This window comes from Paenibacillus macerans (assembly GCF_050565405.1).
Classification (GTDB): domain Bacteria; phylum Bacillota; class Bacilli; order Paenibacillales; family Paenibacillaceae; genus Fontibacillus; species Fontibacillus macerans_B.
The window spans coordinates 69978-82567 of the sequence record NZ_JBNYYG010000008.1 but is presented as its reverse complement, the minus strand read 5'-3'; the positions used below and the strand labels follow the sequence as shown (position 1 = coordinate 82567).

10 protein-coding genes are annotated in these 12590 nt (G+C 54.1%); all 10 read right to left on the bottom strand.

Going from position 1 to position 12590, the window contains the following annotated elements:
• Window positions 1–11 precede the first annotated feature (11 nt).
• Window positions 12–773, bottom strand: coding sequence for an ABC transporter ATP-binding protein (locus ACQ4N8_RS08160; protein WP_430703846.1), 762 nt, complete (start codon window positions 771–773; stop codon window positions 12–14).
• Window positions 774–777: 4 nt separating this feature from the next.
• The gene (locus ACQ4N8_RS08155) at window positions 778–1827 is read right to left on the bottom strand and encodes a FecCD family ABC transporter permease (protein WP_430703906.1); all 1050 of its coding nucleotides are present in this window, start codon (window positions 1825–1827) and stop codon (window positions 778–780) included.
• A gap of 211 nt (window positions 1828–2038) precedes the next feature.
• On the bottom strand, window positions 2039–3073 hold the full coding sequence (locus ACQ4N8_RS08150; protein ID WP_430703845.1) for a Cfr family 23S rRNA (adenine(2503)-C(8))-methyltransferase: 1035 nt from the start codon (window positions 3071–3073) through the stop codon (window positions 2039–2041).
• A 261-nt stretch (window positions 3074–3334) separates the two neighbouring features.
• Complete coding sequence (locus tag ACQ4N8_RS08145; protein WP_430703844.1) at window positions 3335–4813, bottom strand: Lsa family ABC-F type ribosomal protection protein; 1479 nt, start codon at window positions 4811–4813, stop codon at window positions 3335–3337.
• Between the two features lie 352 nt (window positions 4814–5165).
• Window positions 5166–5723 (bottom strand): DUF1349 domain-containing protein, encoded by a 558-nt coding sequence (locus ACQ4N8_RS08140; RefSeq protein ID WP_430703843.1) that lies wholly within the window; start codon window positions 5721–5723, stop codon window positions 5166–5168.
• Between the two features lie 77 nt (window positions 5724–5800).
• Window positions 5801–5992, bottom strand: a complete 192-nt coding sequence (locus ACQ4N8_RS08135) for a hypothetical protein (RefSeq protein ID WP_430703842.1) — start codon at window positions 5990–5992, stop codon at window positions 5801–5803.
• 96 nt (window positions 5993–6088) lie between these two features.
• Window positions 6089–7294, bottom strand: coding sequence for a VWA domain-containing protein (locus ACQ4N8_RS08130; RefSeq protein ID WP_430703841.1), 1206 nt, complete (start codon window positions 7292–7294; stop codon window positions 6089–6091).
• A gap of 3 nt (window positions 7295–7297) precedes the next feature.
• A complete protein-coding gene (locus tag ACQ4N8_RS08125; protein WP_430703840.1) occupies window positions 7298–9622 on the bottom strand; it encodes a DUF5682 family protein in 2325 nt (774 codons plus the stop codon).
• Window positions 9619–10716 carry an ATP-binding protein gene (locus ACQ4N8_RS08120; RefSeq protein ID WP_430703839.1) on the bottom strand — a complete coding sequence of 366 codons (1098 nt, stop codon included), beginning with the start codon at window positions 10714–10716 and terminating at the stop codon, window positions 9619–9621. Before ACQ4N8_RS08120 ends, ACQ4N8_RS08125 begins: the two co-directional genes overlap by 4 nt.
• 7 nt (window positions 10717–10723) lie before the next feature.
• Entirely contained in the window at window positions 10724–12574 is a 1851-nt protein-coding gene (locus ACQ4N8_RS08115; RefSeq protein ID WP_430703838.1) for a HEAT repeat domain-containing protein, read from the bottom strand.
• Window positions 12575–12590: the final 16 nt, after the last annotated feature.

Sequence of the window (12590 nt, the reverse complement as noted above, 5' to 3'; positions counted from 1 at the left end):
TTCCTCTCCTTTTAGATGCCATATGCGAAGCCTAACCCGTTCGTCACGGGGTTAATATAGGTCTGGCATTTGACTTGATAGAGCGACTCGATGGTCTCCGGCGTCAATACTTGCTCCGGCGTGCCGTGAGCGTACACCTCGCCCTGTTTGATCGCATAGACATAATCGCAGTAATGGGCCGCCATTTCCAAATCGTGAAGCGCCGCCAACACGCCGATGTTTAGCTCCTTAACGCAAGACAAAATTTCAAGCTGATAACGAATATCCAAATGATTCGTCGGTTCGTCCAATATCATAAACCGGGGTTGTTGGGCGACGGTTCTCGCCAAAATCACCCTTTGTTTCTCGCCGCCGGATAAAGATAGAAAACTGCGGTCTTGATAATCGAGCAAATTCGTTTTCTTTAACGCTTCCTCCACGATCGCATAATCTTCCTGTTTGTCCGATTCCAGCCATTTTTTGTGCGGCGTTCGGCCCAGCATGACCATTTGCTGCACCGTCAAATCAAAGTTCATTTCATTAAATTGGCCAACCACGCCTAGGCGCTGGGAAACTTTTTTTTCGGAGGATTTCAGCACGTCCATGTCGCCCAAATAAACGGTGCCTTTTCGGGGAACCAGGCTTTTGTAAATACTTTTTAGCAGCGTCGATTTTCCGCATCCATTGGGTCCGATCAGGCCTACGAATTGTTGGTTTTTCACGAAAATCGAAACGTTTTTGACGATTTCTTTCTTACCGATCCGGATTTCCATTTCATTCGCGGTCAATTCCATTTGTTTAGCCTCCGAAATTGTAGCCTTTTTTAACGATCATGTAGATGAATAAGGGCGAACCGATCACGGAAGTTACGATCCCGATGGGCAATTCGACATTATGAATCAACGTTCTGGACAAAATGTCCGACCAGATTAAGAACAGCCCTCCCAGCAGGAGCGTACCCGGCATTAACTGTTTATGATCCGCACCGAATAGGCCCCTCGTGATATGCGGGATGATCAGACCGACAAAACCGATCATGCCGGCATAAGCAACCATGGTTCCCGTAATCAGAGCGGTAACGATCATATAAATCTTGCGGTAGGCGCTTAAATTGATGCCTAAGGTTACAGCCGACTCGTCGCCTAACAGCAGCGCATTCAGGACTCGGTGTTGAAAAAGAAACATGCCGCATCCAAGTAAAATGATCGCCGCCAGGATAGGGACTTTCTCCCAATTGGAAGAAGCCAAGCTGCCCATGGACCAAAAAGTGACCGTTTTGATCCCTTCCGCATTATTGGCAAAATAAATGATCAAGCTCGAAAAAGAGCTGCACAAGGCACCGATGACCACCCCCGATAAAACAAGTTTCACCGATGTCGCTTTGCCGCCGATACTGGATAAAACAAGCACCCCGATCGAAGTGATCATGGCGCCGACGAACGCTCCGAAGGCTACGCCGAACTGGGATAACAGCGCGCCGCTTCCGAACCCGACCAGAATGGCGAACGTAGCTCCCAGCGAAGCCCCCGACGAAATGCCGAGTATGTAGGGATCGGCAAGCGGATTTTGTACGACGGCCTGCATCACGGCTCCGCACAAAGAAAGTCCCATGCCGATCAGCAGGGCAAAAATCACGCGGGGCATTCTTACTTGCCAAATAATGTTTAAGTAAGACTCGCTGTCGACATGATCCAGGGATCCCCAATGGCCGTTGGTCAGTCCATGGACCATGATATCCATCGCTTGCCGGAACGGAACGCGGACTTGACCGATCGATACGGAATAAACGGCGGATACCAGAATCAGGCAAATCAACAACAACATAAAAGCGTAATAGAACCCGCCCATCCCGCTTTTTTTGGTGTCTTCGTGATTCAAAAAAATTCACCCCCTCTGTAAATCAAGTAGTAACCTTATATATGATAATGATTATCATTATCATATATACTACGTGATCATTTTCCAAAATTCAATCGGTATTGCGAAAAACGAAAAAAAAACCGCGATTAACGCGGTTAATTATCGTGCCTACAGATTAGGTTGCCGGCCTTGCCGGCTTTTATTTCTCTGCCGCGTACAACTGCCCGCAAGCGGCGTTGATGTCGCTCCCGAATTGGGTTCGGACCGTGACATGGATTCCTTTTGACTTTAGAATCCGGACAAACCGGTTGACCTGGTTTCGGTCGGATTGTCCATAACTTTGCTGCGTGGCGTCGGTCGAATTGTAGGGGATCAGGTTCACGTGATAGAGATGCTCCCACTCCCCTCTTCCCCTTAGCAAATCAGCCACCGCTTCCGCGTGCTCCGCCGAATCGTTGATCCCCCGAAGCAGGATATAAGCGATGTATACTTTTCTCCCCGTCTCCCGGATATGAAGATCCAGCGCTTGCATCACCTCCTGCAGCGGGAACTTGTCATTGATCGGCATCAGCCCGCTGCGCTGTTCATCAAACGGGGAGTGCAGCGAAAAGGTCAGGTTCACTTGCGGGAACTCCTGCCTTAAGCGCTCCATACCCGGCAAAATCCCGATCGTCGAAACCGTGATTCTGCGCTGGCTTAATCCAAATAGCCCCGCGTCGGTCAACAGGCGCAGCGCCTCAAACAGATACGGATTCGCCAGCGCCTCCCCCATTCCCATAAAAGACACGCTGTCCAAGGAATGTCCGTTCAAATGGAAATGCAGCAACTGGTCGGCGATTTCGTCCGCGGTCAAGTTCCGTTTGAGGCCCAGCGTTCCCGTGGCGCAAAACCGGCAGCCGAATCCGCAGCCGCACTGGGAGGAAATGCAATACGATTCCCACCCGCGTTTATAGCTTAATCTGACGGCCTCTACCCGTTCGCCGCCGGGGATGGAAAATAAGACTTTATTGACTTGGCTAGAGCTTCTCTCCAGTACCGGCGTCAGGCTGGAGACCTGATTCCCCAGCTCTCGAATCAAAGTTTCGCGCAGCCGTTTCGGCAGCATGGACATGTGCTCAAAGTGGCTGACTCTCTGTTTAAATATCGCATCGGCGATTTGCCGATATCGATAATCGGGTTGCCCCAGGTATTTGAGGATCTGTCCGATCTTTTCATATTTGGAGGTTGGTTTCATGATCTTTTCTCCTTTGAACCGGAGAAAAAAACGCCAAAGAAGCCCGTTCCACCGGCGCTCCTTGGCGTTTGCATTAACCAACTATATTAATTGCTAGGTGTCCCTATATATAGATGGATAAAGCTCCGGTTTCCGATTGGTTTGTTGTGGAACCGTGCCATCGCACGAGCGGATTGACAGGTTCGCTTGATCATCTGCGATTACCAACAAGTCCTTCATGTTTTTCATCCTCCTAAATAAATGGCGTTCTTAGGTCTATCGTTACAGTTGAATCACTTTTGTGGCGATATTTTCGCTAAACTCCCGGTCATGCTCGACGAACAGGATGGTGGGCGAGTACTCCAGCAGCAAATCCTCGATTTGCATGCGGGAGATGACATCGATGAAATTGAGCGGTTCGTCCCATACCAGCAGATGGGCTTTTTCGCAAAGGCTTTTGGCGATCAGCACCTTTTTCTTCTGTCCGCCGCTGTAATCCGCGATATCTTTCTCGAACTGCAGCCGGGAAAAATCCAGTTTGCGCAAAATCGCTTTAAACAAACTTTCGTCGATGTCGTGATCTCCGGCAAAGTCCGTCAAATGTCCCTGTAAATGCGAGGTGTCCTGCGAGACGTAAGAAATTTTCAACTGGCTTCCCAGACGGAGCGTCCCCGTATGGAAAATCGCCTCGCCATGGATCAGCTTCAAGATGCTTGATTTGCCGGAGCCGTTTCTGCCGATAAGCGCGATCCGGTCACCCTGCTCAATCGTAAAGCTGATATCCCGGCACACTTGCTTCTCTCCGTAAAAAATCGAGATTCGGTCCAGTTCGGCCAGTTGGTGCTTGTGGTAGGGCAATTGAGCGATCTTCAAGCTTTCCGAGGTTTCGATGTTTTTGAGCAGCTGCGATTTTTCCTCAAGAGCCGATTGCTGCCGCTGCTCGATCGATTTGGAGCGCTTCATCATTTTCGCGGCCTTGTGCCCAATATAGCCTTTGTCTACCTTGGAACCGGAATTTCGCGTGCCGTTTTTCGTTTTTTCCACCTCGTGTGACCAGTTGCTGGTTCGCTTCGCCGCTTCCGACAAGCGTTTGACGTCTTTCCGCAGCTTTTCGTTTTCGGCCAGCTCGTAGTTGTCCTGGCGTTGTTTATTTTCCCGCCAATCGGAGAAGTTGCCCTTCTGGATTTCGATGTTGGTCTTGTTGATGGACAAGATATGATCCACGCAATGGTCCAGAAATGCCCGGTCGTGGGACACTAGGATAAAACCGCTTTTGCGGTTCAAATAAGCGCTGACGAGCTCCCGGCCCTCCATATCCAAATGGTTGGTCGGTTCATCGATCAACAGGAAGCTGTTTTCCTTCAGGAACAAAGCCGCCAGCATCACTTTCGTCTGCTCCCCGTTGGATAAGGTATCGAAAGGCCGGTACAAGACGTCATCGGATACCTGCAGCAGAGAAAGCTCGCGCATCAGCTCCCATTGGGCGTAGTCCGGAACGATTTCCTCCACGACGTCAAGCGTGTTGTATTCCTTGTGTTTGACCTCGAATGGAAAATACTCGAAGCCGACATCCGCGGAAATATGCCCGCCGTATTCGTATTTGCCCAGCAGCAGATTAAGGAACGTCGTCTTCCCCCGTCCGTTCCTCCCGGTAAAACCCAATTTCCAATCGGTATCGATTTGAAAGCTGACGTCCTCGAAAATGTTGTCGTAGCTGCCGTCGTAAGCGAACGTCAGGTTCGCTACTTTAATTAATGACATGAAGCAATCCTCCTGCAAAAAAAATTGAGCCGCAAGAAAGTTACTTTCTCGCAGCTCAATTCAAATACAGCAAATCCGACCCACGTATCGTGTCAGTCAGATCAGAAATATTCCGCTTGAGTGAAAAGAATAAGTAACTTTCTTGCATACGAAAGATAAAACATGCGAAGATTTTTCGCTTTTCTGTTTTATGATTCTTAGCAAGAAAAATCCATTATCCTTTTCAGCTCCCATCGTTTAAGTTACAGGAATCTTATCATATTCCGCGGAAGATATCAATAAACGACATGAGTCCATGATCCAACATCCATATCAAATATAAATGCGTTTCTGCATTTTTGATCCATTCACTTTAAAATTCCGTCTTCGGATCCGTATGAAGATCCTGATCTTGCTCGGCATAAGCCCAGCGGGTAAACGTAACCTCCAGCCCGTTCCGAGTCGGCGAACACGCGAAGGGACCTGCTTGATTCCCGGAAAGGGAAGGGAACCGAGCCACCCGGATGGTACGCCAGGCATGGCGCTTTGTACGTGCCCGTATAATGACGGCATCCTTCATGATGGAAGCGCGGATGGTTACCTCTTCCCCCGCCCATTCGGGCACAGCCGTTAAGGACCAGTCTGAATACCCGTCCGAGACTACGACGGACAGCTGGGGAATTCCGTCGTTGATTTCAACGCCTGCCTTGATCCATTGCCCGGGTCCATGATACAGCAGAACGCCGGCTTGATCATATAGCCCGGTGAACGTCGTCAGTAAAAACGACACCTCCACCGCCTTGTCTACGGGCCAATCGGTCAGCAGAGCCGCGCCATCCTCAAATTCAAAACCGTAAAGCGTCTTTTTCCAAAAATCCTTGCCTTTTTCCGGAATAACCTTCAGATGATTCCCTTCCTGCCTGACGGACAACGGCGGGTTTAACCAGGTCCCCGTTCCCAGTTCAAAATGCTATTGGTCATTTTCCTGCTCCTCCTTAGGATAGCTGTTTAAGGCCAAGAATACATATTTTCGCCGGCTAGCTGGAATACAAAGTCATGTTCCTCATCCAGCGGCCATGCCGCGTTCGGCGGCAGATCCGGATCTCCGCCGATGCGGGACGAGCAAATTTCCGCGTAATCTTCCGCTCCGTTCTTGGACAAGCGGATCCCCTGGTGCACCGTCTCTTTCAAATAATCCATCGCATGTGCTCAAATTGTTGTTCACGGACCGTCCGCTTCAGCTTATTCTTATTGTTCTCGCTTAATATGGTCTTCACCTTCCCGGTTCTTTCTATTTCACTTGTTGTCCAACCGTTTCACCAGCTCCGACAGTTCCTTTCCTTGCAGCGCCCCTTCTACCAGCTGCGGCAGCATCGCAGGCGTACAGGCAAAACAAGGGGTTCCGTCTTTGGCAAAAGCCTTGGCCAACCGTTCATCGTAAAAAGGTTTCCCTTCATCCGATAAGGCGAGTAAACAAAGCGTCTTGACGCCGGCTTCCTTCATCTCCCGCATTCGCCGGATCAAACGGGACTGATTGCCCCCCTCGTAAAGATCGGAGATCAGGATAAACAGCGTCTTCTTCGGTTCTTTAATAAACGGTTCGAAATAGGCGACCGATTTGTCGATATTCGTGCCTCCGCCGAGTTGGATGCCGAACAGCATATCCACCGGATCGCCCGCGCATTGTTCGGTCAGATCGACCACTTCGGTATCGAAGACGACCACGCGGGTATCCAGGACGGGAATACTGGCAAAAATGGACCCGACCACCGACGCCCAGATCACCGATTCCGCCATGGAGCCGCTTTGGTCGATATCGACGATGACCGTCCATTCCTTGCTCCGCTTCGCGCGATCAAAGTAATAGAACCTTTCCGGGATGATCCGTTTGCGCTCCGTATCGTAATGCTTCAGATTCCGCTGAATCGTCCGCTTCCAGTCGATGCCGCTCAGGGAGGACAGCGGTGTATGCTGCCGGCGGTTTAACGCCCCGGTGACCGCTCTCCGCAGCTCCTGGCTCATCCGCTTGACCAGATCATCCACCACCGCCTGCACAAGCATACGCGCGGTGTCCTTCGTCTTCTCCGGAATTTTCCCTTTGAGCGACAGCAGCGTTCCGACGAGGTGGATATCCGGTTTGACGGTGACCAGCACCTCCGGCTCGAACAGAAGCTGCTTCCAGCCTTTGCGCTCCATCGCATCGTTTTGGATCACGGAGACCACGTCTTCCGGGAAAAAAGTCCGTACGTCGCCGAGCCACTGCGCGAGGCGGGGCGCGGATTTTCCGTGGCCCGCGCCGCGTGCCCCCGCACCGTTCCCGCTACCTTCCCCGCCCTCTGCCGTTTGATCGTAAATGGCGGCGAGCGCCCGATCCATAATCAACTCATCGTCCGAGAGCCCCACCTGCCCGCCGCTGCCGTACCGGCCAAGCTCCCCTTCGGCGGCCGCACCCAGGATAAGCCGCCAGCGGGTGAGAGCCGCTTGCTTTACCGTTCCCGCCATCGTCTATAAATCCTCAAAATCAAAATCATTCAATTCGTCCAGCATCCGGGCTTCATCCTCCTTAAGCTCATTCATCATGACTTCGGCCGCCTGCTCGGGTTCCACGCCCCACAATTCCCCGAGCAGCTCGGCGACCATCGTTTTTTCCTTCAGGCTGAAGACGCTGAAGGCCCGGCGCAAAAAGACCAGCGACCGCACAAACTCGTGATCCTCCAGCGCGCTGATATACTCGTTAAGCTGCTCCCATAGGCTCATCCGCGACAAGAGCGCGTAGCGGTTGCGCATCGCCAACCCCTCGAACCAGCCGGCGCCCAGGTCGGCCGGAATCCCCGGCGAGAGCCGGCGCGAAACCTCGGCAGCGCATTGCTCGCCCGTCAGTTCCCCCCGTTCAAGCAGAATCGCGCACGCCAGACCGGACAGCCGGGGGTGGGCATCATCCCTGTCCGATAGTGCAATCAGCTCCTGCACCCACAGCGCTTCATCTACCTCGTCGCTATGTTCTGCAGCGATATGGTTCAGCTCATTCATCGCTTCCGCCATGGCCTGCGCCGATTCCTCATTACATCTGCTCGCATCTTGCAGAAACAAAGCGGCGCGCAAAAACAATTGTTGAAGCAGCGGGATCAACGGGGCCGTATCGATTCTCCGAATGCCGACGAAGCGGATCAGCTGAGACAGGTTTCTCGCCGCAGCCGCGATCTCGACGACGTTCTGGCTCTCGACCGCCAGGCTTTGCATGGCCATTCGGCCGGCTTCCATCTGCTGAATCATCCCGCACTCATAGGCGACGGAGATAAGCGCGGAAGCCTCCTTGATCGTGGAGCATTCCTCCAGCCGCTGCTGCAGCGCGAAGGCCGCGGCGGTTTCTACGGTTTCGCCCAGCAAATTCGATTCCACGACTTCGATCTCCACTTCCGGGGACCACTGAACGACCCAACGCTCCGACCAAACCGCCTGGTCGGCGGACCTGGCCTGATTTCTCACAAAACGAATGCCGAGCAGCTTCAAACGATGGAACCAGATAGAACGGTCCAAATCGAGATAGGCCGCTTCCTCGGAATTCACCCGCCGGTTTTCCCGCAGGTCCAGGATCAGATCCTGGGCAACCGCGGTTTTGTATTTCTCCAGCTTCAGCCGCTTCAACTGGCGGTTCACGTCGTCCTGAATCGGTGTCTGGCTGACGCCTTCGGCCAGGGCTCCGATCGCCGTCCCCACCTCCGTTCGCGCGAACGATTCGGCGACCACGGCGAGTTCTCCATGGCCCAGGAGCGTTTTGGCCGCGTCTCTCAGGTCCATCAGCGTCGGCGCGCTGCCGCCGTGCAGGGCCGACAGGGACTCGGCGAGCCTGACCGCCTCGATCACTTCCGCCGTGGAGCGGTGCGTTCCCGTTCTTCGCAAGTCCCCGGCCACGGAAGCCAGATAGCGATGAGGCAGCTCCTCCAGCTTGCCCCGCCGCATCTGTTCCCACATCATTTCAAAATAGTACGGCGCGATATTCCCCGCCCCATACCCGGTTAAGGACGAGAGCCGCAAGTAGGAATACGGCATCAGCGTCAGCTTGGTCTTGCGGAAGGGGAGCTGCGCCATTTCTCCATCGTCCATGGCGATGGAAAGGTCCTGCAAAGCGGAAGCGTGATACGCCCCGCAAATAACCGCGATTTGCTCGGGAGTATGCCCTGCTGCGATCGTATCGGCAATTTGCCGGCACATATACGCTTCGCGCACCGCATTATAGGCGTATTCGAGCCTTTGGCCGCGCTGCTCCCGCTCCTCCGTCAGCTCCCGCATCTGTCCGGAGTAGGCCAGAATCGCCTGCCGATACGCATCCGGACGTAAATTGTGCTCAAAGCTGCGTTCCCAATAAGCGTCATATTCGTACTCGCCGGCGATTTCCGCGATCCTGTCGTATAAGGAGCTATCCGGCTCATCGCTCCCCTCCGGTTCGCGAGCTTCTTCCTCCTGACGCGAGCTCGCGCCGCCGCGGGCATCCTGCAAACAAACGGCGGAGGACGAAGGCAAATCGATAAAAGCGCAGTGTGCTCCATGCTGCCGGGCCCAAAGCATGGCCTGATATTCCGGCGAATACACGGCGAAAGGCCAGAGCACGGTCCGGACCGGCACATCTTCGGTGAAGGCCAATATCGCGACGGGCGGCTTGGTCGAAGCATTCGTCAAATGCGCGATTTCGGCGGAAGCGTCCGCAGGGCCTTCGATCAGCACCGCCGTTGGCTTGACCCGATCCAGGAATTCGGCCACATGATAAGCGCCGGCCGGAGAAAGGTGCCGGACGCCAAAGAGTTGCACTCCAGCGCCGCTAGCCGGCTTCATTGATTCATCTCCTTGCAGGCGTTGTAAAGGCCGCGCCAGCTTGCCCCGCGCTTTTTCATCACATTGTCCAGGTATTCCTTCCAAACCAGACGGTCTTTGTCGTCATCCTTCACGATCGCCCCCTGCAGTCCTGCGGCCAAATCCTCATCGGTCATCTCTCCGCCGCCAAAGCTGGCCGCTAGCGCCATGCTGCTCGTGAGCAGAATAGCTTCCGCCGTGGAGATGACCCCGGCCGGGGATTTCACCTTCTCTTTTTTGTCCAGCGTCATGCCGCTGCGCAGCTCCCGAAAAATGGTCACAACCTTTTGCAGCGCTTCGTCCGCAGGAACAGCCGCCTGCAGGTCATAGGACGCGGCGATTTCGCCGACGCGTTTCTTGACGATTTCCACTTCGGTTTCAAGGTCCGCCGGCGCGGGCAGCACGATCATGTTAAAGCGGCGTTTCAGCGCCGTCGACATTTCGTTGACGCCCCGGTCGCGGGTGTTGGCCGTCGCGATCAGGCTGAAGCCTTTGCGCGCGTTCAGTTCCTTGCCAAGCTCGGGAATGGAAATCGTCTTCTCCGATAAAATCGAAATCAGGGCGTCCTGCACCTCGGAGGCGCAGCGGGAAATTTCCTCGAAACGGGCGATGCCGCCCGCCTCCATGGCACGCATTATCGGGCTTTTTACCAGCGCTTCCGGCGTTGGCCCTTGCGCGAGCAGTATCGCATAGTTCCAGGAATAGCGGACTTGCTCTTCCGTCGCCCCCGCCGTCCCTTGCACAACCAGCCCGGAATTGCCGTAAATGGCCGCGGCCAAATTTTCCGACAGCCAGGATTTGGCCGTTCCTGGCTCGCCGATCAACAGCAAAGCTCGGTCAGTCACCAGCGTGGCAATGGCCATTTCAACCAGGCGCGGGTTCCCGATATATTTCGGCGTGATCACCTGATTCCCTGCGGTTCCGCCGACGATAAATTTCAGCACCGACTGCGGGGACATTTGCCACCCGGTCGGGATTTTGCCTTGATCTTCGCGGATCAATACCTCCAATTCTTCCCGGTACAACAGCTCCGCCGGTTTGCGCATAATCTCCTGCATCGTGGATTCCGTACTCATCACCGTTTCACTCCTTTAATTCCATCATTTTCAAAATATGTCCCAGCTGCTCTACGCCGATGTTGACAAATTTGGGCAGGGCCTTGCGGATGCGGTCCGCATAAGCGGCGGGAAGAAGGCATAGCTGATCGAACAGAAACGGTTCGATTTCGTGGCATTCCGTATTCCGCTCGTCTTCCAAAGCCCGGACGAGCGCTTCATGAAGCTCTTTCTCCGGGATTCCCGCGCGAACCAGCCCCATGACCGCCAAATTGGCAAAACGGTTGCGAAATTCCGGCGATTTGTTCAGCTTGGAAAGCAAATAGGAAGCGGCCCCCTCATGTCCCGGCCGGGCGAAAGCACTGACCAAAGCCAAGTGATCAAGGGCAATGAAATGATCCAGCCAGCGCGGGTCCCAGTTTGCGGCGATTTCCGCGGGCGACGGCATATCCACCTGATAGACATAGCCTTTTCGTTCATTCGTCCATACCGACGTCACATCCTGATAGCTGCGGCGGGTAATCAAGTTCTCCATCGTATCGAGCAATTGCTTGCAGTAATTGGCGCTTTTGCTTAAGGCTGAAGCATTTAGCCGGTCCCGCAAAATGCCGGCAAACGCCTCATACAGACGTTCCGGAGCCAGCGCCGACTGCGCCTTTTCAAAGGTTTCGCGCACATATGCGTTCGTGCCGGCCGTTTTTTTTATTTCAATTTCCACCGCAACTTCAAGCAGCTGACGCCCTTCTGCGGATTCGGTCTTTTGTATGTATTGCATCGCTTCGTTCGTTAAATAGGTCCAACCGAGCGTAAAAGCGTAGTGTGTATAGTTCCGCAGAACGCTTAAATGGATCTCCTCCAGCGCAGGGAGCGTCTTGTGCTGAAGCACCCAGAAATAGCGTCTCGCCCGCATGGAAATTTCCTGTGCTTGCTCCTTATCCGGCACGCCCGCTTCCACGGAACGGATCAACTCCGCAAAATCCCGGGCCAGCCATCCGTTTAAGGGTTCCGATTGGCTACGGTTTAACGCCGGGCCGACCAGTTCGCTGTCTTTCCCTTGGGAAGCTTCATACAAGCGCTCGGCTGCGCTTGTAGAGTGGCTGTCCGCCAACGCTTGGTATGCTGCTTCGCGAATGCTTTTCTTCTTGTCGCGGCTGAAATCGAGCAGGGCCTGCTCATATTCGGCGTGCCCCGCAAGCAGGCGAATCGCCGTCGTCCGCACCTCGTCGGAACCCGATACGGCGGCCTCATAAAGGACAGGCAGCGCTTGTTCGCCGCCGCACATCGCAATGACGGTCAGCTTGCGGGCTTCAGTCTTCCCCCCGGCGGGCTCAAAGCTGCGGGTCAGATGAGGCACGATGGCTGAGTCATAGGACGGCAAAATATACGTCATCGCAAAATCGGCAATTTCCGCATAAGGGTCGTTCAAGGCTTCCATGGCGAACGGAAGCAGGCGAAGATCCTGAAACAATCCCTCGCGGTAGGCTTCGGCGATGATTTCATACCGGCCGCCGCCCCGGGAGGTCAAAGCGGTTCGAACAGGGGACAGCTTGCGGTAGGAGCGGCCCGTTTTCAAAGACACGGGCTTGTTCTGCAGCATGACCGTCTCACCTTCCGCGGCCCCTTTCCCCTGGGTGCGCAATACCGACTGAAGGAGCAAATTGATATCCTGCAGCCGCTGGGCCGAATCCGCTTCGCCATCTCCGGTAATCAACGATTCGATCCCTTCGGCCAGCTTTTTAAATACCGGCGCCCGCTCTCCCAGCTGTTGGAAAGTCGGAACCATCCGCTTCAAGCGATAATCCCCGGACGCCAGGTCGCTCCCGGCAATATACAGACGGCGGATTTCTTCGTTCAGCTCAAACAGTAGGGCTTGACTCATTAGGTAAGTTCCTCCA

Excerpts from the sequence above, each read along its gene's own strand:
- ACQ4N8_RS08130 (WP_430703841.1), bottom strand. The coding sequence starts at position 7,294 with ATGGCGGGAACGGTAAAGCAAGCGGCTCTCACCCGCTGGCGGCTTATC.
- ACQ4N8_RS08135 (WP_430703842.1), bottom strand. The coding sequence starts at position 5,992 with ATGGATTATTTGAAAGAGACGGTGCACCAGGGGATCCGCTTGTCCAAG.
- ACQ4N8_RS08150 (WP_430703845.1), bottom strand. The coding sequence starts at position 3,073 with ATGAAACCAACCTCCAAATATGAAAAGATCGGACAGATCCTCAAATAC.
- ACQ4N8_RS08145 (WP_430703844.1), bottom strand. The coding sequence starts at position 4,813 with ATGTCATTAATTAAAGTAGCGAACCTGACGTTCGCTTACGACGGCAGC.
- ACQ4N8_RS08160 (WP_430703846.1), bottom strand. The coding sequence starts at position 773 with ATGGAATTGACCGCGAATGAAATGGAAATCCGGATCGGTAAGAAAGAA.
- ACQ4N8_RS08120 (WP_430703839.1), bottom strand. The coding sequence starts at position 10,716 with ATGAGTACGGAATCCACGATGCAGGAGATTATGCGCAAACCGGCGGAG.
- ACQ4N8_RS08155 (WP_430703906.1), bottom strand. The coding sequence starts at position 1,827 with ATGGGCGGGTTCTATTACGCTTTTATGTTGTTGTTGATTTGCCTGATT.
- ACQ4N8_RS08115 (WP_430703838.1), bottom strand. The coding sequence starts at position 12,574 with ATGAGTCAAGCCCTACTGTTTGAGCTGAACGAAGAAATCCGCCGTCTG.
- ACQ4N8_RS08125 (WP_430703840.1), bottom strand. The coding sequence starts at position 9,622 with ATGAAGCCGGCTAGCGGCGCTGGAGTGCAACTCTTTGGCGTCCGGCAC.